This window comes from Aeromicrobium sp. (assembly GCF_025965075.1).
In the GTDB taxonomy this organism is placed as follows: domain Bacteria; phylum Actinomycetota; class Actinomycetes; order Propionibacteriales; family Nocardioidaceae; genus Aeromicrobium.
Genome location: NZ_JAOPXQ010000127.1, coordinates 1 through 22,275 on the forward strand (window position 1 = coordinate 1; position 22,275 = coordinate 22,275).

Annotated in this window: 20 protein-coding genes; 10 read left to right on the forward strand and 10 right to left on the reverse strand. The window is 70.7% G+C overall.

Annotated elements, in window-relative coordinates; all coding sequences use genetic code 11:
• Positions 1 to 924, forward strand: a 924-nt coding sequence (locus JWQ91_RS08000; RefSeq protein WP_297782333.1) for a diacylglycerol kinase family protein, incomplete at its 5' end; no start/stop codon positions are given.
• 87 nt (positions 925 to 1,011) lie between these two features.
• Here the strand turns inward: JWQ91_RS08000 and JWQ91_RS08005 are convergent.
• The 4 genes from JWQ91_RS08005 to JWQ91_RS08020 are packed head-to-tail and all read right to left on the reverse strand — an operon-like array spanning position 1,012 to position 3,323.
• Positions 1,012 to 1,494 carry an SRPBCC domain-containing protein gene (locus JWQ91_RS08005; protein WP_297782334.1) on the reverse strand — a complete coding sequence of 161 codons (483 nt, stop codon included), beginning with the start codon at positions 1,492 to 1,494 and terminating at the stop codon, positions 1,012 to 1,014.
• A 15-nt stretch (positions 1,495 to 1,509) separates the two neighbouring features.
• Positions 1,510 to 1,851, reverse strand: coding sequence for a metalloregulator ArsR/SmtB family transcription factor (locus JWQ91_RS08010; RefSeq protein WP_297782335.1), 342 nt, complete (start codon positions 1,849 to 1,851; stop codon positions 1,510 to 1,512).
• Positions 1,852 to 1,907: 56 nt separating this feature from the next.
• Positions 1,908 to 2,915: an adenosine deaminase gene (locus tag JWQ91_RS08015; protein WP_297782336.1), complete on the reverse strand. Its 1,008-nt coding sequence runs from the start codon at positions 2,913 to 2,915 to the stop codon at positions 1,908 to 1,910.
• 27 nt (positions 2,916 to 2,942) lie between these two features.
• Entirely contained in the window at positions 2,943 to 3,323 is a 381-nt protein-coding gene (locus JWQ91_RS08020) for a hypothetical protein (protein ID WP_297782337.1), read from the reverse strand.
• A 228-nt stretch (positions 3,324 to 3,551) separates the two neighbouring features.
• Between JWQ91_RS08020 and JWQ91_RS08025 the strand changes: the two genes are divergently transcribed.
• On the forward strand, positions 3,552 to 6,236 hold the full coding sequence (locus tag JWQ91_RS08025; protein ID WP_297782338.1) for a LuxR family transcriptional regulator: 2,685 nt from the start codon (positions 3,552 to 3,554) through the stop codon (positions 6,234 to 6,236).
• A 5-nt stretch (positions 6,237 to 6,241) separates the two neighbouring features.
• Here JWQ91_RS08025 and JWQ91_RS08030 read toward each other — a convergent pair whose 3' ends face one another.
• Positions 6,242 to 7,492 (reverse strand): glycosyltransferase family 2 protein, encoded by a 1,251-nt coding sequence (locus JWQ91_RS08030; protein ID WP_297782339.1) that lies wholly within the window; start codon positions 7,490 to 7,492, stop codon positions 6,242 to 6,244.
• A gap of 236 nt (positions 7,493 to 7,728) precedes the next feature.
• Between JWQ91_RS08030 and JWQ91_RS08035 the strand changes: the two genes are divergently transcribed.
• The 6 genes from JWQ91_RS08035 to JWQ91_RS08060 all read left to right on the forward strand — a co-directional run bounded on the left by JWQ91_RS08035 (position 7,729) and on the right by JWQ91_RS08060 (position 14,921).
• Positions 7,729 to 9,084: a nucleotide sugar dehydrogenase gene (locus JWQ91_RS08035; protein ID WP_297782340.1), complete on the forward strand. Its 1,356-nt coding sequence runs from the start codon at positions 7,729 to 7,731 to the stop codon at positions 9,082 to 9,084.
• Complete coding sequence (locus JWQ91_RS08040; RefSeq protein WP_297782341.1) at positions 9,081 to 10,103, forward strand: GDP-mannose 4,6-dehydratase; 1,023 nt, start codon at positions 9,081 to 9,083, stop codon at positions 10,101 to 10,103. The genes JWQ91_RS08035 and JWQ91_RS08040 overlap by 4 nt, the downstream gene beginning before the upstream one ends.
• Positions 10,103 to 11,902, forward strand: a complete 1,800-nt coding sequence (gene glmS, locus JWQ91_RS08045) for a glutamine--fructose-6-phosphate transaminase (isomerizing) (protein ID WP_297782342.1) — start codon at positions 10,103 to 10,105, stop codon at positions 11,900 to 11,902. Before JWQ91_RS08040 ends, glmS begins: the two co-directional genes overlap by 1 nt.
• Positions 11,903 to 11,918: 16 nt before the next feature.
• Entirely contained in the window at positions 11,919 to 13,367 is a 1,449-nt protein-coding gene (locus tag JWQ91_RS08050; protein ID WP_297782343.1) for a polysaccharide deacetylase family protein, read from the forward strand.
• A gap of 17 nt (positions 13,368 to 13,384) precedes the next feature.
• The gene (locus tag JWQ91_RS08055) at positions 13,385 to 14,092 is read left to right on the forward strand and encodes a hypothetical protein (RefSeq protein WP_297782344.1); all 708 of its coding nucleotides are present in this window, start codon (positions 13,385 to 13,387) and stop codon (positions 14,090 to 14,092) included.
• An 88-nt stretch (positions 14,093 to 14,180) separates the two neighbouring features.
• Positions 14,181 to 14,921, forward strand: a complete 741-nt coding sequence (locus tag JWQ91_RS08060) for a hypothetical protein (protein WP_297782345.1) — start codon at positions 14,181 to 14,183, stop codon at positions 14,919 to 14,921.
• A gap of 6 nt (positions 14,922 to 14,927) precedes the next feature.
• On the opposite strand, the gene JWQ91_RS08065 is transcribed toward JWQ91_RS08060, so the two are convergent.
• Together JWQ91_RS08065 and JWQ91_RS08070 are read right to left on the reverse strand one after the other, a co-directional pair.
• The gene (locus tag JWQ91_RS08065) at positions 14,928 to 17,423 is read right to left on the reverse strand and encodes a glycosyl hydrolase family 65 protein (protein ID WP_297782346.1); all 2,496 of its coding nucleotides are present in this window, start codon (positions 17,421 to 17,423) and stop codon (positions 14,928 to 14,930) included.
• Positions 17,420 to 18,130, reverse strand: coding sequence for a beta-phosphoglucomutase family hydrolase (locus tag JWQ91_RS08070; RefSeq protein ID WP_297782347.1), 711 nt, complete (start codon positions 18,128 to 18,130; stop codon positions 17,420 to 17,422). The genes JWQ91_RS08065 and JWQ91_RS08070 overlap by 4 nt, the downstream gene beginning before the upstream one ends.
• A gap of 92 nt (positions 18,131 to 18,222) precedes the next feature.
• Between JWQ91_RS08070 and JWQ91_RS08075 the strand changes: the two genes are divergently transcribed.
• Complete coding sequence (locus JWQ91_RS08075; RefSeq protein ID WP_297782348.1) at positions 18,223 to 19,407, forward strand: arginine deiminase; 1,185 nt, start codon at positions 18,223 to 18,225, stop codon at positions 19,405 to 19,407.
• An 18-nt stretch (positions 19,408 to 19,425) separates the two neighbouring features.
• Here JWQ91_RS08075 and JWQ91_RS08080 read toward each other — a convergent pair whose 3' ends face one another.
• On the reverse strand, positions 19,426 to 20,262 hold the full coding sequence (locus tag JWQ91_RS08080; RefSeq protein WP_297782349.1) for a DUF5926 family protein: 837 nt from the start codon (positions 20,260 to 20,262) through the stop codon (positions 19,426 to 19,428).
• 33 nt (positions 20,263 to 20,295) lie between these two features.
• Positions 20,296 to 20,691 carry an ATP-binding protein gene (locus tag JWQ91_RS08085; RefSeq protein WP_297782350.1) on the reverse strand — a complete coding sequence of 132 codons (396 nt, stop codon included), beginning with the start codon at positions 20,689 to 20,691 and terminating at the stop codon, positions 20,296 to 20,298.
• 165 nt (positions 20,692 to 20,856) lie between these two features.
• On the opposite strand from JWQ91_RS08085, the gene JWQ91_RS08090 reads away from it, so the two are divergent.
• Entirely contained in the window at positions 20,857 to 21,174 is a 318-nt protein-coding gene (locus tag JWQ91_RS08090; protein ID WP_297782351.1) for a rhodanese-like domain-containing protein, read from the forward strand.
• On the opposite strand, the gene JWQ91_RS08095 is transcribed toward JWQ91_RS08090, so the two are convergent.
• A complete protein-coding gene (locus tag JWQ91_RS08095) occupies positions 21,171 to 22,268 on the reverse strand; it encodes a type II CAAX endopeptidase family protein (protein WP_297782352.1) in 1,098 nt (365 codons plus the stop codon). The two genes, JWQ91_RS08090 and JWQ91_RS08095, sit on opposite strands and share 4 nt — an antisense overlap.
• Positions 22,269 to 22,275: the final 7 nt, after the last annotated feature.

Here is a 22,275-nt window from a genome sequence, read left to right on the forward strand (position 1 = left end):
ACCGGATCCGGGCGCAAGCGCGCGGCCGTCATCCTCAATCCGTCGAAGATGAACGACGTCGAGGACTTCAAGTCGCGGGTGCGGGCCGTCGCCGAGATCTCGGGGTGGAGCGAGCCGCTCTGGTACGAGACGTCCATCGAGGATCCCGGTCACGGGCAGGCCACGGCGGCGCTGCACGAGGAGGTCGACCTCATCATCGCCGCCGGCGGCGACGGCACCGTCCGCGCCGTGTGCGAGGAGGTGGCCCGCACGGGTGTCGCGGTCGGCATCCTGCCCCACGGCACCGGCAACCTGCTGGCCCGCAACCTCGGCATCCCGCTCAACATCCGCGACGCCCTCGACGTCGCCTTCGGCGGCCAGGACCGGGCGATCGACCTGTCGACCCTGGAGACGGACTCCGGCACCAACACCACCTTCCTGGTCATGGCCGGCCTGGGCATGGACGCCGCGATCATGACCGGCGTCAACGACCAGCTCAAGAGCAAGGTCGGCTGGCTGGCCTACTTCGTCAGCGGCATCAAGGCCGCCCGCTTCCCCGCCATGAAGGTGCAGATCTCGGTCGACGACGGCGAGCCACGCAAGTTCCGGGCCCGCACCGTCGTGGTCGGCAACGTCGGATTCCTGCAGGGCGGCATCCCGCTGCTGCCCGACGCCCAGATCGACGACGGCATGCTCGACGTCGTCGTGATCGCGCCGAAACGGTTCATCGGCTGGCTCGCGATCATCGTCCGGGTCGTCGGCCGCCAGCGGCGCACCAACGAGCGCCTCGACCGGCTCACCGGGCGCACCGTCCACATCAAGGCCGAGAAGCCCATGCCGATGCAGCTCGACGGTGACCCCGTCGGCGACGGCCAGCGCATCACCGCCACGGTCCAGCCCGGCGTCCTCCTGGTCCGCGTCCCCGTAGCCCCCGCCGCGGCATAGCGGCGAAGCCGCGAAGCCGGCGAAGATGTCGGCACTTGTGGGTCGTTCCGGAGGAGAAAAGGACCCACAAGTGCCGACATCTTGTCGTCAGAGGGTCTCGAGCAGCTCGTCCAGCCGTTCGTAGCCTTCGACGACGCCGTCGTCCATGCCCATCTGGCGGATGCCGTCGCGGTCCTCCGTGGCCAGGAACACCGACGTCGTCCGCACCCGGCAGCGGCCGCCGCCGAGGTCGTCGAACCGCAGCGACTCGAACGAGACGTGCCCCGGCATCCCGAGCCACTCGAACGTCCGCAGCGTCAGCTCGGGTGTCGCGTCGCCGTGGAACACGCCGCGGAAGCCGAACTCCTGGCCGTCGGCGCCGCGCTGGACGAGGGTCCAGGTGCCGCCGTGCCGGGCGTCGTTGGTCACCTCGACGTTGTCGTAGCCGCGCGGTCCGACCCACCGGGCAATGAGCTCGGGCTCGGTCATGGCGCGGAAGACCTGGTCGACCGGGTGGTCGAACTCGCGGACGATCGTGATGCCGTGCGTCCCGTCGTTGTCGATCTTGACGGCGTTCTTGGTCGTGCTCATGGGATTCTCCTTGCGTCAGGTCCTTCTGATCGGTGGTCGGTCGAGCGAGTCCAGCAGCTCGTCGAGCCGCTCATAGCTCTCGGTCCAGTACGTCCGATAGTCCGCCAGCCAGCCGGTGGCGTCCCTCAGCGGCTCGGCCTCGAGGTGGCTGAGGCGCATCGTCCCCTGCCGGGTGCGTGAGACCAGCCCCGCCGCCTCCAGCACCTTGAGGTGCTTGGAGACCGCCGGCTGGGACATCGTGAACATCGCCGTCAGGTCGGCGACGTTGGCGTCGGCCCGGGCCAGCGCGGCCAGGATCTCCCGGCGCGTGCGGTCCGCGAGGGCGCCGAACACGAGGTCCAGCTGATCGTCACTCACCCCGACCCACTCTCCATAACCTTTTGGTTATAGAGAATCACGACGCGAGCAGGAGGTCAAGCCCCCTCGACGTACGCGTCGATCTCGGCCAGCAGGTCGCGCTTGACGGCGTCGTCGGCGAACGACGCCCGCACCGCCACCCGGGACAGCTCCGCGAGGCCGGCGTCGTCGAGGGACAGCAGCTCGCGGGCCACCTCGTACTCCTGCGTCAACGTGGTGGAGAACATCGGCGGATCGTCGGAGTTGATCGTCACCGGCACCCCGGCCGCGACCAGCACCGGCAGCGGGTGCTCGGCCAGGGACGGCACCGAGCGGGTGCAGACGTTGGACGTCGGGCACACCTCGAGCGTGATCTGGTGCTCCGCGAGGTGCGCCATCAGCGCGGGGTCCTGCGCCGCGGCGATGCCGTGCCCGATCCGCTCGGCGCCCAGCAGTGTGATCGAGTCCCAGATCGACTGCGGTCCGGTCGACTCCCCCGCGTGCGGCACGCTGCGAAGCCCCGCGGCGATCGCCTTCTGGAAGTGCGGCTCGAACTGCGGCCGCGGCACCCCGATCTCCGGACCGCCGAGGCCGAAGCTGACCAGCCCGTCGGGGCGCAGCCGCAGCGCCGTGTCGAGCGTGACGTCGGCGGCCGGCAGCCCGGACTCGCCGGGGATGTCGAAGCACCACCGCAGCGCGATCCCGAGATCGGCCTCGGCGGCCCGCCGGGCGTCCTCGACGGTCTCGCAGTAGGCCTCCGCCGCGATCCCGCGGGCGATCGACGTGTACGGGGTCAGGGTCAGCTCGGCGTAGCGGACGTTCTGCGCCGTCAGGTCCCGGGCGACCTCGTAGGTCAGCGTCCACAGGTCCTCGGGCGTACGCACGAGGTCGACGACCGACAGGTAGACGTCGATGAAGTGGGCGAAGTCGGTGAACTGGAAGTAGTCCGCCAGCAGCGCCGGATCGGCCGGCACCGGGGTGTCGCCCTCGTGCCGGGCGGCGAGCTCGGAGACGATCCGCGGCGAGGCGGACCCGACGTGGTGGACGTGCAGCTCGGCCTTGGGCAATCCGGAAGCGAACGACATGGGATCGACCCTACGACCCCGGCGCGCTCAGTGCGCCTGCCGCTCCACGACCGTGCCGCGGCCCTCGAACTCGACGTCGACCGTCACCAGCACCTCGTCACCGAGGATCAGCTCGACCCGGTTCTCCTCGGCGGTCAGGTTGCCGGCCGTGCCCTCGTCGATCCACCGCTTGGACCCGATGACGCTGACCAGGGCGACCTGAGCGCCGTTGTCGCGCTGCCCGCGGAAGACGACGGGTCCCGGACCCGCGTCCCGGATCACGAGCGCGGCCCGGCTGACGAGCGGGTCGTCCACCCCCACGGTCGGCTCCTCGGCCCCGCCGGTACGACCGAACGTCCACTTGTCGTCACCGGCGAGCTGCACCTCGCCGCTGTCGCCCGAGCTGGTCTTCCACATCACGGTGATCACGGCACGATGCTTTCACGACGGGACTGATCGGGGCGGCGCGACCGGCCGAGCCCCCCGCGGGGGGACCACGAAAAAACCAACTGTTTTCCGATTTCCCCACGGAATCCGCCTGTTGAACAAACAATTGAGGCGTGTTAGACCGTTAGGTACCTATCAGGGAGTCCCGGTGATGAAGACGCCAAGGATCGTGGACACAGCCGTCGAGCGAAGCCCGCTCGATGCACTTCCATGGAGTCTCTGAAGCAGGCCGCGGCCCTCAGCCGCGTCATCGCGATGGCCAACGGTCCCCAGGAGGCGGCTCTGGTCCTGCTCGGTGAGCCGGGCATCGGCAAGACCCACCTCCTGGGGACGATCGGCAGCGAGGTCGAGCCCACCCACGTCCTGATCCGCATCAACGCCGCTGAGAGCGACTTCCCCCTGTCCGGGATCTCGTCGGTGCTGACGGGCCTGCGTCGCGAGGGCATCGCCGAGTTCGGCGGCAGGTTCACGCTGCGGTCCGAGGAGCCGACCCAGCTCTTCGCGGCGGCGCACGACCTGATCGCGCTGATCCAGGGCCTGGGCCTGCCGCCGACCCTGCTGATGATCGACGACGTCGACCTGGCCGACGAGCAGAGCCGGACCCTGCTGGGCCTCATGGCCAGCCGGCTGGCCGGGACCGGCCTGCGCCTCGTGATGACCGCCAGCACGATCCCCGGCAACAGCCCGCTCGCGGCCATCCCGACCGTGCGCCTGATGCGCGTGCGCGTCGCGGGTCTCGTGGCGCGGGGCGTGATGCTCGCCGTCGCCGCCGACCTCTCGACGCTGCGCATCCTCGCCTGGTTCGCCGGCGGCAACCCGCGCATCCTCGAGGAGAGCCTGCGGCTGATCGAGCCCGAGCAGCTGCACGGATCGGCCTGGCTCATGCTGCCGCCCCGGTTCAACCACGCCGTGCGGGACGTCGCGGTCCACCCGCTCACCGGGCTGACCGCCGAGCAGCGCCTGATCCTGGACTCGCTAGCCCTGGCCCCCCTGACCCACAGCGGGGCGATCGCCGACGCGGGCCTCGAGCTCGCCGACGCCGTCGAGGACCTCGTCGCCACCGGGATGTTGCACCGGCAGGGCCCCTACCTCAGCTTCCACGACCGCCGCGTGCGGTCGTACGTCTACTGGTCGAGCGACACCCACTCGCGGCGCGAGCGGCACGCGACGCTCGAGCGGTCCACCCGGCCCTACAGCGAGCCCCTCGCGGCGTGGCACCGCAGCTTCGCGACGTACGACAAGTCCGGCATCGACGACCTCCTGGCCGGCGCGGCGGAGATGGTGACCCTGCGGCACCTTGACGCCGCGGTCGAGCTCGCCGAGCGGGCGCTGCGCAAGGCCGAGCGGCTCGAGGACCACCTGCCGGCCGTGATCGAGCTGTGCGGCCGCTTCCTGCGGGCGGGGGACGTCGCGCTCGCGGCGCGCTACAGCGCCCGCGCCCGGCCCGACTCGATCACCCCCGAGGACGCCCTGCGCCTCAGCTCGTTCAAGCTCGTCGACCAGATGTTCCGCTCGCAGCGCATCGCCGACGACGAGGTCCGCGCGCTGGTCGGGCTCCACGCCAACGAGGACCCCGACAACGCCGCGCGCCTGCTGAGCCTCGCGGCGTGCTTCCGCGGCGAACGGTGGGAGACCGACGAGGCCCGCAACCTGCTCGACAGCTTCCCCCAGCTCCAGGACTCCCTCGAGCCCACCACCGCGGCCCTGCTCTCCACGACCCGCGCGACGCTCGACGCGATCGACGGCCGGTCGGTCAACGGCCACGTCCCGCCGGACCTGGACGACATGGCCCGCTTCGAGCCGTCCGAGCTGCTGATGGAGGGCCGGATCCAGACCCATCGCGAGCACTACGACGACGCCCGGACGCTGCTCAACACGGTGCTCAACCACCCGCGCTCGGTCGACCACATCTGGGTCGACCTGGCCCGCTACGCCTTGATCATGAACGAGATCGGCGCCGGCCAGTTCCGGCGGGCACGCGCGGCGATCGAGTCGTGGGCCGAGGACTCGCCGTGGGTCAGCCGCCGGTCGTCGATGTACTCCTACATCCTGGCGTGGCACCGCCAGTCCCTCGGCCAGCTGCCGGAGGCCAACGACCACCTCGACCAGTGCCTCGAGCTGGCCTCGGTCGAGGGATCGCCGGCCGCCCGGGCCCGCGCGCTGGCGCTGCGGGGCACCATGGCGCTGATGTACGGGGACCCGGAGTCCGCGGTCCTGCTGCTCCGCCAGGTCAGCGGCTTCGCCGGCAGGTTCCGCAACCCCGCGATGCTGCGGCACTGGGCCGACTACGTCGAGGCGTGCCACGCGACCGGCCGCTACCGCGAGGCCGAAGGGGTCACCCAGGCCCTGGACCGCCGGCTCGCCGCGCACGAGAGCCGGTGGGGTGCCCTGGCCCTCGCCCGGTGCCGCGCCCTGATCACCACCGACGAGGCGGCGATGCCGACCTTCACCGCCGCGCTCGACATGTTCGGCGCGAGCGACTCGCCCTACGAACGGGCCCGGACGCTGTCGGCGATGGCCGATCGACAGGACACCCTCGCGCTGCCCAACGAGGCGCGCCGCACCCGCACGACGATGAACGAGGCCTTCGACATGGCCGGCGCGATCGGCTGGTCCGACCACCGCGGCAAGGCCGTCAGCGTCCAGGAGGACGACGAGCAGAGCCTGCTGGCCCTGCTCACGGACGAGGAGATCGCGATCGCCCGCCAGGTGCAGGAGGGGCTGCGCAACCGGGAGATCGCCGACTCGCTCTATCTGTCGGTCCGCACCGTCGAGCTCCGCCTGACCCACATCTACCGCACCCTCGGCGTCCGCTCGCGGTCCCACCTGGTCGCGGCGCTGGCCCGCATCGAGGCACCACAGCTCGGCCCGGGCGGCAACCACCACAACTCGTAGCCGCGCTAGCGCCGGGTCGGGCTGCTCCACACCCCGGTGGACGAGCCGAGGACCGCGGTCTTCAGCGCGCCGAGGCACAGCACCGCGTCGAGCACCCGCAGGAACGGGAAGACCGGGGCATAGATCAGGTAGCGGAGCTTGCGGGTCATGATCGCGGTGTAGGCCGTCAGCATCAGGTCCGGCAGCAGAATCCCCAGCACGAGCGTCGTCGGCGGCACGAGCCCGTCGACCTGCGACAGGGCGCCGTTGGGGTCGACGTCGAACGCCAGGAGCGCCGCGGCGATCCCCAGCACGACCAGGAACGGCAGCACCAGCAGCAGCAGCAGGCTGCTCAGCACCACCTCGAACGCGAAGATCAGCAGGCCGACCCAGAACACGCGGGGCTGCACGCGGTGCCGCATCAGGGTCTGCCAGAAGCCCAGGCTCCAGCGGTGCATCTGCTTGCGATAGTCCCGCAGCGTGTCGGGGTCCTGCGTGTAGGCGTGCGCCCGGGTCGGGTCGAACGCGACCCGGCCGAGCCGCTTGGAATGGATCTCGAACGTCATGTTGTAGTCCTCGATCGCGAGCCCCTGGGCCGTGATGTCGACGTGCTCGAGGATGCTGGTGCGATACATGCTGGCGAAGCCCGGCACGATCGTCACGGCGTTGGCGTGCTTGGCGGCCTGGCCGAACTTGTGCAGCGTCTGCACCGCGACGTAGGTCCGTTCGCGGTACGCCAGCAGGATCGCGCCGAAGCGGCTCGTCGACCGCTCGCCGATCAGGGTCAGCGCCCGACCGGCCACCGCGACGACCTCCCGGTGGTTGAACAGCGGGAGTCCCGAGTCGAGGTAGTCCGGCGCGGGGCGGGTGTCGGCGTCCAGCAGCATCACGATCGCGAACCGGTCCGGCAGGCCGAAGTGGCGGATGCCGGCGGCGATCGCGCCGGCCTTGCCGCGGTTGCGGGTCAGCTCCATGACCCGGGCGCCGTGGGACCGGGCGATCTCGACCGTGCGGTCCGTCGACTGGTCGGACACCACGAAGACCTGCCGCGGCTCCACGATCTTGAGCGCCGCCGCCAGCGTGTCCGCCAGGACGAGCTCCTCGTTGCGGGCCGCGATGAGGATCGCGACGTCGTCGGCGGTCCACTTCGTGCCGTCCCACGTGCCGGCCCATGCCCACGAGAAGACCTGGACGACGCGTCGCCCCACGCCGACGGCCGACCACCACATCGTGCTCAGGCCGAGCATGAGCGCGAACGCCACTGCGAACCACAACATGTCGAGTCCCTTCCCCTGGTGCCTCGAAGATACGCCTCGCGTTGCAGTGCAAACCCGCAACCGGAGTGGGTGGTTCCACCAGTCCGGGTGCAGGTCCGCAACAGCCCGCATGCGGTTACGTGCGGTCTTCCGTAGGGGTTCGGCAAATTGGGCCCAGTGACGTTTGAGCCGGATCAGAGTCTCTGGAGAGCACGAAACGAATCAACCCCCACTCATTGTCTCCAGGGAGCAACTTCATGGCCATCATCGACACCTCGACCAACGCGCCGATCGCGCCGCTGGTCCTGCGCAGCCCCGCCCCCCGCGAGGGCCGCGCCCCCTCGACCCAGCCGAGCTTCGACGCCGACGTCGCGATCGTCGGGCTCGGGTACGTCGGACTCCCCACCGCGCTGGCGTACCACGCGGCCGGCAGCCGGGTCATCGGCATCGACGTCTCGCCCCAGCGGCTCGAGGCGATCCGCACCGGCGATGTCGACCTCATCACCCGCGACCACGACCGGCTGGGCGTGGCCCTCGGCGACGAGGGTTTCGAGGTCTCGGGCGATCCCGCGGCGCTCTCCCGGGCCGCGGCGGTCATCGTGTGCGTCCCCACCCCCGTGGACGCCCACCTGGTCCCGGACCTCACGATGGTGCGCGGCGCCTGCGCCGCGGTCGTCGAGCACGCCGTGCCGGGCCAGCTGTTGATGCTGACCTCCACGACGTACGTCGGGTGCACCGAGGACGTCCTGCTGGACCCCGTGGTCCGCCGCGGCATGGTCCCCGGCCAGGACATCTTCATCGCGTTCAGCGCCGAGCGGATCGATCCCGGCCAGGAGTCGGTGTCCCAGGAGTCCGTGCCCCGCGTCGTCGGCGGTGCGACCCCCGAGTGCGTCGAGCGGGCGGCCGCCGTCCTCAGCCGCTACGCCACCGACGTCCACCGTGTCCCGTCGCTCGGCACCGCCGAGATGACCAAGCTCCTGGAGAACACGTTTCGCGCCGTCAACATCGCTCTGGTCAACGAGTTCGCCGACATCTGCCGCACGCTGGACATCGCGGTGACCGACGTCATCGACGCGGCCGCCACCAAGCCGTACGGCTACATGGCCTTCAGCCCCGGCGCCGGCGTCGGCGGCCACTGCATCCCGTGCGACCCGCACTACCTGCTGTGGCAGCTGCGCAAGGACCGGGTCGAGGCCCCCATGATCAACGAGGCGATGCAGCAGATCTCGCGCCGCCCCGGTCATGTCGTCGAGCGGGTCCGCGAGCTGCTGTCGGACCGTGGCCGCAGCCTCGCGGGATCGCGGATCCTGGTCGTCGGCGTCGCCTACAAGCCCGATGTCGCGGATCTGCGGGAGTCGCCGGCACTCGAGATCATGCAGCGCCTGCTGACCCTCGGCGCGTCCGTCGGCTACGTCGACCCGCACGTCCGGAGCCTCAGGCTCGAGGGCGGGGTCGAGCTGCAGCCGGTCAAGAGCCCCGGCTCGTTCCACCCCACGCTCGTGCTGCTGCACACCAAGCACCACGACGACTCGTTGGACTGGCTCGCACCCGACCAGCTCGTGCTGGACGCCACCTACCGGTCGACCGGCCTCACCAACCGGGTCGCGCTGTGAGCCGCGCAACGACGCGCAGCGTCGTCACCGGCGGAGCGGGCTTCATCGGCAGCCACCTGGTCGAGCTGCTGCTGCAGCGCGGCGACGAGGTCATCGTCCTGGACGACCTGTCGACCGGCAAGGCCAGCAACCTGGCCGCCGTCGACGACCACCCACGGCTGGAGAAGCACCAGGGATCCGTCACGGACCCCGCCACGGTGCGGGGCGCGACGCGAGGGGCCGACCGGGTCTACCACCTGGCCGCCGCGGTCGGGGTCAACCTGATCGTGGACTCCCCGCTGTCGAGCCTGCGGACCAACATCCACGGCACCGAGGTCGTGCTGGAGGCCGCCCGGGAGACCGGCGCGGACGTGCTGCTGGCCTCGACCAGCGAGGTCTACGGCAAGAACACCGCCGACCGGCTGCACGAGGACTCCGACCGCATCCTGGGCTCGCCGCTGCTGTCGCGGTGGACGTACTCCGCGGCGAAGGGCATCGACGAGGCGTTCGCCCATGCGTACTGGAACGAGCTCGGCCTCCCCGTCACGATCATCCGGCTGTTCAACACGTGCGGCCCGCGGCAGACCGGCCGCTACGGCATGGTCGTCCCGCGTCTCGTGGGACAGGCGCTGCGGGAAGAGCCGCTCACCGTCTACGGGGACGGCCGCCAGACGCGCTGCTTCTCGTACGTCGGTGACGTCGTCCCGGCGATGGTCGCCCTGGCCGAGAACAAGCAGTCCAAGGGGCAGGCGTTCAACCTCGGCGGCGCCGAGGAGGTCAGCATGCTCGACCTCGCAGACCGCATCCTGGCGGTCACCGGCAGCTCGAGCCCCGTCGTCCTCGTCCCGTACGAGGAGGCCTACTCCGCCGGCTACGAGGACATGCGGCGCCGGGTGCCCGACAACACCCGCTCGCACCGCCTGGTCGGCTATGTCCCGAGCACGCCGCTCGACACCATGATCCGGCACGTCGCGGAGGATCTCGCGGCGTCGGGGACCGCGTCGTCAGCGCCTGCCATGGTCGAGATCCCGGTGTCGTGATGTGCGGAATCATCGCGTGCCGTACCGATCGGCCTGCCGGACCGTACCTCGTCGAAGCGCTCGGGCGGCTGGAGTACCGGGGTTACGACTCGGCCGGCGTCGCGGTCGGCGGTGACGGCGGGCTGTTGACGCTGCGCACCGTCGACCGGGTCGGGGACCTCGGCCACCAGCTGGCGGCCGAGCCCGACCGGGCCGGCGGGACGGCCGGCATCGGGCACACCCGGTGGGCGACGCACGGGGCCGTCACGGTCACCAACGCGCACCCGCACACCGACTGCCGCGGCCGGATCGCGATCGCGCACAACGGCGTCCTGACCAACGCCGACGAGCTCCGCGACGAGCTCATCGAGGCCGGGCACATCTTCTGCTCCGACGTCGACAGCGAGATCGTCGCCCACCTGGTCGAGACCCACCTGGTCGATCACGACCTGCACACCAGCGTCGAGCTGACCACGCATCGCCTCGAAGGCTCGTGGGCGATCGTGGTGCTCGACTCCCAGACCGAAGTCGTCGTGGCGGCGGTGCACCAGTCCCCCCTGGTCTTGGCGCACTCCGACCACGGCGACTTCGTTGCCAGCGACATCGCGGCCATCGCCGCGTGGGTCGACTCCTTCCGGGTACTCGAGGACGGAGACGTCGTGCAGCTGACGCCGGCAGTGCGCTGGCGACGGCACGGCGTCCCCGTCATCCCGCCGGAGTCGCGCCCATGCACCGTGCGGGCCCGGGACCTCGCCCTCGGGCAGTACCCGGACTTCATGGCCAAGGAGATCGACGAGCAGCCCGAGGTCGCCGAGCGCGTCCTGGACGCGTGGGCCACCGGGGCCTCGGGCCCCGACCTGTGGCAGTCCCTCGGGCTGCCGTCGTTCTCCAGGGTCGCGGTGCTGGGCTGTGGGACGTCCCTCAACGCGGGCCGGGCGATCGCCGGGCTGCTCGGGCGTGTGGGGGACGTCCCCCACCAGTCGATCGTCGCGAGCGAGGCCGGCGAGGCGATCCTCGAGCCGGACACCCTCTTGATCGCGCTGAGCCAGTCCGGCGAGACCGCCGACGTCCTGCGGGCCCTGGACACGCTCCAGCCCCGCAGCGGCTCGGTCCTCGCGATCACCAACGCGACGCACTCGGCGCTCGGCCGGCGAGCCGATGCCGTGATGTCGTGCCACGCCGGGCCCGAGGTCGGGGTCGCTGCGTCCAAGACGTTCACGGCCCAGCTGCTGACGGGCGCCTGCATGGCGGTCTCGGCACTGGTCGCGTCGGGTCGCCTCGACCCCTTCGACGCCCAGCGGCTCACGGGCGACCTCAAACGCGTCCCCGAGCTGCTGGGGCAGGCCCTGGCCGGGTCCCGGCAGGCCGTGCCGCCGCTGATCGGCGGCCTGGTCGACGCGCCGGGGTTCGTCTTCCTCGGGCGGGGGGCCGCCACGGTCTTCGCCGACGAGGGCGCCCTCAAGCTCAAGGAGCTGACCTACCGCTGGGCCGAGAGCTATCCGGCCGGCGAGCTCAAGCACGGCCCGCTGGCCCTCATCGAGCAGGGCACGCCCGTGGTCGTCGTCGGCGACCTGGACGAGCGGCTCCGGACCAGCATCGCCGAGGTCGAGGCCCGCGGCGGACAGGTCACCCGGATCGGGGGCACGGGGTCGACGATCCCCGTCCTCGCCAGCGACCGCCACGCCGTCTCGGGACTCCCGTGGTGCGGACCGATCGAGTCCGTCGTGGCTCTGCAGGTCCTCGCCCGGGAGCTGGCGGTCGCCCTGGGCCGTGATGTCGACAAGCCTCGCAACCTCGCCAAGTCCGTCACCGTCGAATAAGTCAGGGAGTCGTCCCATGTCCACCATCCGCCGATCGCGTCGGAAGATCCTCGCCACGCAGGTGATCTTCTTCCTCACGCTCCTCGTCGCCGCGGTCCTCGCGGCGCTGCCCTCGCAACCCGCCTCCGCGGCCGTGGGCCCCCGCACCGTCGTCAGCCTGACCTTCGACGATGCCAACACCAACCAGCGGACGGCGGCCACGATCCTCGACAAGTACAACCTCGACGGGACGTTCTACGTCCCGTCCGGGTTCGTCGGCGCACCGGGCTACCTGACGCTCGCGGACCTCAACGCGCTCAAGGCCGCGGGGCACGAGATCGGCGGCCACACCATGAGCCACCCCGACCTGACGACCCTGCCGTCCGACGAGGTCAAGCGCCAGATCTGCAACGACCGGGCGTGGCTGAGCCAGCAGGGGTTCGCGGTCCGGAGCTTCGCGTACCCGTACGCCAGCGTCAACGCCTCGGTCAAGGCCATGGTCTCGACGTGCGGCTACAACAGCGCCCGCGGCCTGGGCGACGTCCGCTCGCCCGCCAGCTGCGGCAACTGCGTCCTCGCCGAGACCCTGCCGCCGGCCGACGCGTTCGAGACGCGGGCGCCCGACCAGGTCGAGACCAACTGGACGCTCAAGAACATGCAGGACCTCGTGACCCGCGCCGAGCCGCGCGGCGGCTGGGTCCAGCTGACCTTCCACAACATCTGCGCCAGCGGCTGCGACATCAACGTCACGCCCGCGGTGCTCGAGCAGTTCGTGTCATGGCTCAAGGCCCGCACCGCCGACCCGCTGCGCAACACCGTGGTCCTGCCGGTCGGCGACGCCGTCGGCGGAGCCGTCAAGCCCGTGGTCACCGGCTCCACCACCACGCCGATCGGGCCCGGGGTCAACGGTGTCGTCAACCCCAGCATGGAGAACCGGGACGCCGACGGCACCCCGACGTGCTGGATGAAGGGCGGCTACGGCAGCAACACCGCCAACCTGACCGTCGCGAGCCCCGGCCGCACCGGCCAGCGGGCCGGACGGGTCGCGGTGTCGGCGTACGTCGACGGGGACGCCAAGTGGCTGCCCCGGTTCGACCTCGGCGGCTGCAGCCCGACGATCGCGCCGGGGCACACGTACTCCCTGCGGTCCTGGTACACCTCGACCGCCGTGACCCAGTACGCCGTCTACCTCCGCGACGACAACGGGGCCTGGCACTACTGGACGTCGAGCCCATGGTTCGCCTCGGCGACGGCCTGGACCCAGGCGACCTGGACCACGCCGACGATCCCGGCCGGCATGACCGGCATCAGCTTCGGGCTCAGCATGTTCAACAACGGCACGCTGACGGTCGACGACGCCGCGATCTACGACACCGTCGGCGCACCCGCCGCCGCCACCGCCAGCGTCGCGGCGGCCACGCCGTCCGCCGCGCCCCGGGTCGACCGGGCGATCGAGCCTCAAGTCCCGACGGGGGTCCAGGATTGACCAGAGCGGGTCTGCTCATGATCATCGGGTGCGTAGGAGCCCTCCTCGCCACGATCACCGGCGGCGCGCGCCACACGACCTATCCGTGGCACACCGAGATCGTCGCCACGACGTTCTGGGTCGGCGAGGTCTTCGATCCGACCGCCGACGACGGCAGCCAGGTCCTGTCGACGTACGACGACAACTGGGAGCAGAGCTACGGCGGCTGTGACGGGGTCTATGTGGACGGCCAGTGCCAGACCGAGGAGCGGACCGCCGAGAACGACTACTTCCCCACCTCCATGACCCCGCGGCAGAACCCGTTCTACCTCGACCTGCCCTACGACGACGTCCACGACGAGACCGGCTTCCGGCACCGCGGCTCGGTCATCCCGTGGGCCGACGAGGTGCCCTACCGGGACTGGATCACCAACCCGTCCCGGAGCCTGCTCAAGGACCGGTGGGTCGAGCTGCGTCGCGGCGACCGGAGGTGCTTCGGGCAGATCGAGGACGCCGGCCCGGGGCAGTACCACGACGCTCAGTACGTCTTCGGGCACGACGACGCGCGACCCGCCAACCGCAAGTTCAACGGCGCCGGGATGGATGTCTCCCCGGCGATCAACGGCTGCCTCGGCTTCAGCGATCTCGAGGGCACGAACGACCGGGTCGACTGGCGGTTCGTCGAGGCCGAGGACGTTCCCGACGGACCGTGGAAGAAGGTGATCACCTCGACCCCACCGAGCTGATCCGTGACCGCCGCGTGCGGAGCCCCGCAAAATTGTCATACGGAGTTGCCCTTCCGTGGTGCGGTCATGCCCTCTAGGGTCTTGACCCATGATTTCCTCTCGGGTCGCGTGGGCCCTGGGCCTGCTCACCTTCGGTCTCGTGATCACCGCAGTCCTCACCAGCACCTCCACCCCCGCCGCCGCCAAGGGCCGGGTCTATCCGCAGCACACCGGCATCGTCGCCACGACGTTCTGGGTCGGCGAGATCTTCGACCCCGACGCCGAGGACGGCAGCCAGATGCTCTCGACGTACGACGACAACTGGTATCGCAGCTACGGCGGCTGCGACGGCCGCGAGGTCAAGGGCGACTGCCGGACCGAGAAGCGCGTCGCGTCCAACGACTACTTCCCGAGCAGCATGACGCCGAAGGAGAACCCGTTCTACCTCGACCTGCCGTTCGACGACGTCAACGACTCGATCGGCGCCAAGACCCGCAAGCAGGTCGTCCCGTGGATCCAGGCCAAGCCGTGGTCCACCCTCGCGAAGGACGCCGACTCCAGCGTCATGAAGAACCGCTGGGTCAAGATCTCCCGCAAGGGCCACACCTGCTACGGCCAGATCCAGGACGCCGGTCCCGGGAAGTACCACGACGCCAAGTACGTCTTCGGGTCCGACGACAGCCGCCCCGCCAACAAGCGCTACAACAAGGCCGGCATGGACGTGTCCCCCGCGCTCAACGGCTGCCTGAGGTTCTCCGAGCTCAACGGCGAGTCCGACAAGGTCAGCTGGCGCTTCGTCGACGGGGTCGACGTGCCGGCCGGACCGTGGCGCCGGGTCATCACGCGCTGAGGCCGGTCAGGTACCCGGCACGATCGCCGCGATGATCGTGCCGTCGGAGCGGCGGCGTCCCGGCACGGGCTCCGGCTCGCCCTCGAGCCGGGGGCCCTGCCCGTCGAGCGGCACGACGACCGGGTCGCCCGGCAGGACCGCGATCCGCTGGCCGCGGACGACCAGCTCGGTCTCCTTGCCCTCCTCGACCCCGAGCTCGACGCGGTCGTGGTGGACCGAGACACGTACCCGGGTGCCGAGCAGCGTGACCCGGTAGGTCAGGGAGTCCCAGGCCTCCGGCAGGCGCGGGTCGAGGGTGAACACGCCACCGTGGTCGCGGAAGCCGCCGAAGCCGCTGACCAGCGCGCTCCACACGCCGCCCGTCGATGCGACGTGCACGCCGTCGGAGGTGTTGTGGTGCCGGTCGGCGAGGTCGACGAACAGCGCCGCCAGGAAGTAGCGCAGAGCCAGGTCGTGGTAGCCGACCTCGGCGGCGATGATCGACTGCACGACCGCCGACAGCGTCGAGTCGCCCGTCGTGATCGGGTCGTAGTACTCGAAGTCGGCGCGCTTCTCCTCGGGCGAGAAGTGATCACCCTGCAGGAACAGCGCCAGCACGACGTCGGCCTGCTTGAGCACCTGGAACCGGTAGATCACCAGCGGGTGGTAGTTGAGCAGCAACGGGCGCTTGTCGAGCGGCGTGTTGGCCAGGTCCCAGACCTCGCGCTCCAGGAAGTGCTGGTCCTGGGGGTGGACGCCGAGGTGCTCGTCGTACGGGATCGCCATGTCGTCGGCGGCGCGCTCCCACTCGGTGATCTCGGACCGGTCGAGCTGGAGCCGCTTGAGCACCTGCGCGTACTGGGGACCGTCGCGCTCCTCGAGCTCGCGGACCGCCCGGGCCGCGCGGCGCAGGTTGAACCGGGCCATGACGTTGGTGAAGAGGTTGTCGTTGACGACCGTCGTGTACTCGTCCGGGCCGGTCACGCCGTGGATGTGGAACGTGCCGTCCTCCTCGCTGCGCCAGAAGCCCAGGTCGACCCACATGCGGGCGGTCTCGACCAGGATGTCGATCGCCTCGCGGGTCAGGAAGTCGGTGTCGCCGGTCGCGGCGAGGTACTGGCTCAACGCGTACGAGATGTCGGCGTCGATGTGGTACTGCGCGGTGCCGGCGGCGTAGTAGGCCGAGGCCTCCTCGCCGTTGATCGTGCGCCACGGGAACAGCGCGCCCTGCTGGGCGAGCTGCTTGGCGCGCGCGCGGGCGGCGTCGAGCAGGGTGTAGCGGAAGCGCAGCGCGTTGCGGGCGGCGCGCGGCGTCGTGTAGGTCAGGAACGGCAGGACGTAGACCTCGGTGTCCCAGAAGTAGTGGCCGTCGTAGCCCGAGCCCGTGACGCCCTTGGCGGGGATGCCGGTGCCCTCGGCGCGGGCCGAGGCCTGCGCGATCTGGAAGAGGTTCCACCGGGTCGCCTGCTGCACCTCGGGCTGGCCGGGGATCTCGACGTCGGAGCGGGCCCAGAACTCGTCGAGCCAGGTCCGCTGGTCCTGGTGCTGCTTGTCGACACCCTCCTCCTGCGCCCGGTCGAGCGTCCGGCGGCAGCGGTCGAGCAGCTCGCGGGACGGGACCCCGCGGGACGTGTGATAGCTGACCAGCTTGGTCAGCGTGATCGACTGGCCCGGCTCGGCGTCGATCCGGTAGGTCATCTTGGCCAGGTCGTCGTCGGTCTGCACGCGGGTGGAGAACCTGTTGGCGGTCTCGAGCCGGTGGTCGGCGGCGACCGCGATCGTCATGCCGCTCTCGGCGCACTGGAAGCCCAGCCCGACGCGGCCGTCGGCGACGTTGCCGAAGTTGGTCTGCGGCATCAGCACGCGGTGGCGCATCTGGCCGGCCTTGCGGGGGTCGACGCCCTCGCCCATCGACTTGGCCCGGACGTGGTACTCGTCCTCGCCGTCCTGACGGTTGAGGATCTGCGACGAGATCGCGACGGGGGCGTGGTCGTCGAGCATCGTGACGGTGAAGGTCATGATCGCGAGGTGGCGCTGGGTGAACGAGACCATGCGGCTCGACTCGACCTGCACCCGCTTGCCGCCGGGCGTACGCCACAGGATCTTGCGGGTCATCTGGCCCGAGCGGAAGTCGAGCCGGCGCTCGTAGTGCATCAGGTCGGCGATCGCCAGCAGCAGCGGCTCGTCGTCGACGTAGAGCCGGATGACCTTGGCGTCGGGGGCGTTGACGATCGTCTGGCCGACGCGCGCGAAGCCGAACGCCTCCTCGGCGTGCTGGATCGGCCAGGTCTCGTGGAAGCCGTTGACGAACGTGCCGTGGGAGTACGAGTCGCGGCCCTCGTCGACGTTGCCACGCAGGCCGAGGTAGCCGTTGCCGACCGAGAACAGCGTCTCGGTCGTGCCGAGGTCGTCGTTGTCGATGTGGCTCTCGACCAGCGCCCACTCGTCGACCGGGTAGCGGGTGCGGTCGAGGAAGTCGTGGACCTGCGGCGCCTCGTGCGACGGGCCCTCGGTCGGGGTCATGCCAGCTCCTCGAGGTCGTCGACGACGACATCGGCACCGTTGCTGATCAGCGCGTCCTCGCCGACGCCACGGTCGACACCGATGACCAGGCCGAAGTCACCCGCGGCGCCGGCCTGGACGCCCGACAACGCGTCCTCGAACACGACCGCCCGCTCCTTGGGCACGCCGAGCTGCGCGGCGGCGTCGAGGAACGTGTCGGGGGCGGGCTTGCCGGCCAGTCCCCGCTCGCCGGCCTCCTTGCCACTGACGATGACCGGGAAGTAGTCGAGCATGCGGGCGGCGGCCAGCACCGCGGCGGCGTTGCGCGAGCTGGAGACGATCGCCATCTTGGTGCCGCGGGCCTGCAGGGCCTTCACGAGCGTGACGGAGCCGGGATAGGGCTCGACGCCCTCGTCCTGCAGGATCTCCTCGAAGTCGGCGTTCTTGCGGTTGCCCAGGCCCGCGACGGACTCCGTCTCCGGGGCGTCGCTCGGGTCGCCCTCGGGCAGCTCGATGCCGCGGGACGCCAGGAACGAGCGGACCCCGTCGTAGCGGGGCTTCCCGTCGACGTACTCGAAGTAGTCCTCGTCGGTGTAGGGCTGCCCCTCACCCCGATCGCGCAGGAAGTCGTTGAACATCTGGTCCCATGCGCGCATGTGCACCTCGGCGGTCGGCGTGATCACGCCGTCGAGGTCGAACAGTGCCGCGTCGTAGTCGTTCCAGTCCACCCCACGAGCGTATGCCCGCGACGTGGTGCACCGTTAGGCAACCGGGTGCGTCTCTCACCACAAGTCCCCCTCGGGGGACCTAGGCTGTCGACATGTCACTCGGAGCGGACAGCGAAGTCGGACGTTTGCGCACGGTCATGCTGCACCGGCCGGGGGCCGAGCTGGGCCGGCTGACCCCCCGCAACAACGATCAGCTGCTGTTCGACGGGATCCCGTGGCTCGGCCGGGCGCAGGACGAGCACGACGCCTTCGCGCAGGCGCTGCGCGACCACGACGTCGAGGTGCTCTACCTGACCGACCTGCTGACCCAGACCCTCGAGGTCGAGGCGGCGCGCGCCGAGATCATCGCCGAGACGGTCAAGGGCCTGTACGTCGGACCGAGCCTGCAGGACTGGATCTCCGGCCGTCTGGTCGACGCCCACCCGGACCAGCTCGCCGAGGTCCTGATGGCGGGGCTGCGCAACGACGAGGTGCGGGTCGACGGGAGCGTCGCCAACCACCTGATGCAGCCCGAGGACTTCCTGATCAACCCGCTGCCCAACCTGCTGTTCACCCGCGACTCCTCGGTGTGGCTGCGGGACCGGGTCGCGGTGACCTCGCTGGCGATGCCGGCGCGGGTCCGCGAGACGCAGCTGACCGGGCTGATCTATCGGCACCACGCCCGCTTCGCCGAGACGCCGGTCGTGCACGGCCCGCACCTGGAGCACCTCGAGGGCGGCGACGTCCTCGAGCTCGCGCCGGGCGTCATCGCGGTCGGCGTCGGCGAGCGGACGACCCCGGCGGGGCTGGAGCGGTTCGCCCGGCAGGTGCTGACCGAGGACCTGGCGCACACCGTCCTGGCGGTGCCGATCGCGCAGGAGCGCGCCACGATGCACCTCGACACGATCGTCACGATGGTCGACGTCGACACCGTCGTGATCTATCCCAACATGGCCGATGCGCTCCGCGCGGTGCCACTGACGTGGTCCTCCTCGGGCGGCTTCGTCATCGGGGCGGAGACGTCGTTCTTCGAGGCCGCGGCCAGCGCGATGGGCATCGAGACGCTGCACCAGATCGACACGGGGCTCGATCCCGTCACGGCCGAGCGTGAGCAGTGGGACGACGGCAACAACACCCTGGCGATCGACGCCCGCCTGGCGGTGGCCTACGAGCGCAACGAGCAGACCAACGCCCGGCTGGAGGAGCACGGCATCGAGGTCATCACGATCAGCGGTGACCAGCTCGGCTCCGGCCGCGGCGGCCCCCGGTGCATGTCCTGCCCGCTCGACCGCGACTGACGCTGGGCGGGGTGGGCGCTAGACCTGGACCTGACGGCTGATCAGGGCACTCCGGGCGGAGCGCTGCTCGGGGGTCAGCGGGGTGTCGTCGGCCAGGGCCTTCGCGAGGCGCTTCTCGAACTCGACCGCCGGCTGCTCCAGGTCCGCGGCGTCGTGCTCGAACTCCCACACCGGGACGAGCAGGCCGTGGGCCCGGAAGTGGCCGATCAGCTTGGTGCCGTCGCCGAGGCGGTCGGCGTCGTCGACGCGCAGGCGGGCGAGGGCGTCCAGGAGGTCCGACTCGTCGTGGGTCATGACCCAGCGGAGGAAGCGCTGCGGACCCATCTCGGTCCAGTAGGCGGCCTCGACCGAGGACAGCTTGACCGTCGGGGCGATCGTCTCGTTGGCGTCGGCCAGCAGGTCGGCGGTGCCGTCGGAGGAGTCGACGTCCTCGATCCAGTAGTCGAAGCCCTCGTGGACCGTGACGTCGAACGAGCTGGCCGGGTCGATCAGGTCCTGCACGCGCGGCCCGACACCCGGGTCCGTCATGCGTACCGGGTTGCCGGGCTCTGTCTCCCCGGCCGTCTTGATGACGTGCGCCAGGTCGCGGCTGATGTCACCGAAGTTGTGGGCGACCTGCAGGCCGACCCAGATCTCGCCGTCGGGACGGCGGATGCCGGCGCCGTTGCCCGGCAGGAGGGAGCAGATCTTGACCTTCTCACCCGTCGTGAGGGTGATCGTCGCGGTGGCGGACGGGACGAACTCGCGCAGGGCGACCCAGTCGGCCTCCCCCGGGAGTCCCTCGAAGGTGCGCGCCACGAACGGCATGCGTTCCTTCTTGGCGGCCTTGTTCTTGATTCGCGACTTCTTGCCCATGACGGGCGAGCCTAGCCGGTGCCGGGCGGCGGGTCAGCGCGAGGCGAGGCCGAGCTCGGCGTTGACCCGGGTGCCGCGCGACATGTCGACCCACCAGCGGTCGGCGACCCGGTTGATGATCGACAGCCCGCGACCGCTGAGCGAGTCCTCGTCGAAGTCGATCGGCTTGAGCGAGGCGCCCTCGCCGGCGTCGAGGACGCTGAGCTCGAGCAGGTCCTGGTTGATCGACCACGAGATCTCGATCGTGCCGTCGGTCGTCGGCACGCCGTGGCTGACGGCGTTGGCGATCATCTCGCTGATCACGATCAGGGCGTCATCGATCACGGAGTTGGATGCGCGCTGCATCGTCAGGAACGCTGCCAGGCGGGTCCGGGCGATGCCGGGAGTCGACGCCGCGAAGGGAAGTCGGATCGTGTCACGAACCTTCAACGCGGGCACCTCCCTCGGGAAATCGGCGTGCAAGCGGCCTCGCGGGCCTTCGACACGGCGTACACATGGTCCAAACTAACTACACCGAGGGGGCGATGGCCACTCTTTGTGCCAACAATCCCGCCCGAGCGTGTCACATTAGACCCTCCGAGAGACGATGCAACCATGACTGATCCCGGCATCCCGACGACCGACGTGACCACCATCCCCGACCCGATTCCGGGCGATCTGGTCGTCCTCGACGTGCGTGAAGACCATGAGTGGGCGGCCGGGCACATCGCCGGCGCGGTGCACGTCCCGCTCGCCGACCTGCCCGCGCGCGTCGGCGAGCTCGACCCCACCGTCCCGACCCTCGTGGTGTGCCACGTGGGTGGACGCTCGGCCCGCGCGACGCAGTGGCTGCACGCGCAGGGGCACGACGTCACCAACGTCGCCGGCGGCATGGAGGCCTGGGAGCAGGCCGGCCGCCCGACGGTCGTCTAGCGGTCCCAGTCCGGCGGCAGCTCGCCCGGATAGGGCGGCGTCCGGGGGTGCAGGGGTGGCGGCCCCGGCGGGGCTGACGGGCTCGACGGAGCCGTCGGGACGTACGTCGGCGCGGTCCGGATCGGCACGTACGTCGGCGGGGGCGCCGGTGCGTACACCGGCGGCGCCCACACGGGTGGGGCCGGCGGCGGTGGCGGGATCGGCTCCCGCGTCGTCTGCACGTCGTGGCGGCGGACCGACCACTCGACCCACGCGACCAGGACGATCCCGGCGAGCGCCGTCGGCACGAGGTCGACCGGACCGGCCCCGCTCTCGTCGGTCGCGACGATGACGCCGAGGGCGTCGAGGACGAACAGCACGACGTTGTTGGCGGTGTGCGCCGCGATCGCGGCCTCGAGCCCGCCGGTGCGGATCGTGAGGATCGCGGCGGTGAGCCCGAAGATCCCGACGTCCACCAGCCCCCACCAGTCGTAGGTGTGCCCGGCCGCGAACAGCGGCACCGACACCAGGACCGGGATCGTGGCGAAGCGGGTCCAGGACCCGACGAGCTGCAGGAGGTAGCCGCGGAAGACGTACTCCTCCGCCGCGGCCTGCAGCGGCGTCACCAGCAGCACCAGGACGATCGCGAGGACCACGGTGCCGTCGACGCCCGACGGCGCCTGCACCTCGGCCGGGTCGGTGGCCGCGGCGACCAGGACCCAGCCGACCAGCGCGATCCCGAACACGAGGAACGACATGACGGCGTTGCGGGCCAGCCAGCCCCACCGCAGTCGTCCCGCGACCGACGAGAGGTAGCCGATCGGGCGGGGGCCGACGATCCACACCGCGCCGAGGACCGCCGGGATCAGCACCGCGAGCGACAGCATGTCCAGGACGAAGAAGTCGGGCTTGGTCAGGTCGAGGCTGCCCACGTCGTCGATCCAGCGCTCGAACGTGTCCGCCCCGCGGACCGGCAGGAAGGCGAAGAACGCGATCCCCATCAGGATGATCGTCAGGCCGAGGAACAGCCCGAGGGCCAGGACGCCGGCGACGGGGAGCTTCCACCAGCCGTAGGCGGGGGTCTCACGCGCAAGGCGGTGGTAGCGCGTCGACATGGTGGAG

What these genes read in the sequence shown, in the direction of transcription:
- JWQ91_RS08030 (WP_297782339.1), bottom strand. Translation starts at nt 7,492, where the DNA reads ATGTTGTGGTTCGCAGTGGCGTTCGCGCTCATGCTCGGCCTGAGCACG.
- JWQ91_RS08075 (WP_297782348.1), top strand. Translation starts at nt 18,223, where the DNA reads ATGTCACTCGGAGCGGACAGCGAAGTCGGACGTTTGCGCACGGTCATG.
- JWQ91_RS08055 (WP_297782344.1), top strand. Translation starts at nt 13,385, where the DNA reads ATGATCATCGGGTGCGTAGGAGCCCTCCTCGCCACGATCACCGGCGGC.
- JWQ91_RS08015 (WP_297782336.1), bottom strand. Translation starts at nt 2,915, where the DNA reads ATGTCGTTCGCTTCCGGATTGCCCAAGGCCGAGCTGCACGTCCACCAC.
- JWQ91_RS08095 (WP_297782352.1), bottom strand. Translation starts at nt 22,268, where the DNA reads ATGTCGACGCGCTACCACCGCCTTGCGCGTGAGACCCCCGCCTACGGC.
- JWQ91_RS08050 (WP_297782343.1), top strand. Translation starts at nt 11,919, where the DNA reads ATGTCCACCATCCGCCGATCGCGTCGGAAGATCCTCGCCACGCAGGTG.
- JWQ91_RS08005 (WP_297782334.1), bottom strand. Translation starts at nt 1,494, where the DNA reads ATGAGCACGACCAAGAACGCCGTCAAGATCGACAACGACGGGACGCAC.
- JWQ91_RS08060 (WP_297782345.1), top strand. Translation starts at nt 14,181, where the DNA reads ATGATTTCCTCTCGGGTCGCGTGGGCCCTGGGCCTGCTCACCTTCGGT.
- glmS (WP_297782342.1), top strand. Translation starts at nt 10,103, where the DNA reads ATGTGCGGAATCATCGCGTGCCGTACCGATCGGCCTGCCGGACCGTAC.
- JWQ91_RS08080 (WP_297782349.1), bottom strand. Translation starts at nt 20,262, where the DNA reads ATGGGCAAGAAGTCGCGAATCAAGAACAAGGCCGCCAAGAAGGAACGC.
- JWQ91_RS08065 (WP_297782346.1), bottom strand. Translation starts at nt 17,423, where the DNA reads ATGACCCCGACCGAGGGCCCGTCGCACGAGGCGCCGCAGGTCCACGAC.
- JWQ91_RS08090 (WP_297782351.1), top strand. Translation starts at nt 20,857, where the DNA reads ATGACTGATCCCGGCATCCCGACGACCGACGTGACCACCATCCCCGAC.
- JWQ91_RS08035 (WP_297782340.1), top strand. Translation starts at nt 7,729, where the DNA reads ATGGCCATCATCGACACCTCGACCAACGCGCCGATCGCGCCGCTGGTC.
- JWQ91_RS08025 (WP_297782338.1), top strand. Translation starts at nt 3,552, where the DNA reads ATGGAGTCTCTGAAGCAGGCCGCGGCCCTCAGCCGCGTCATCGCGATG.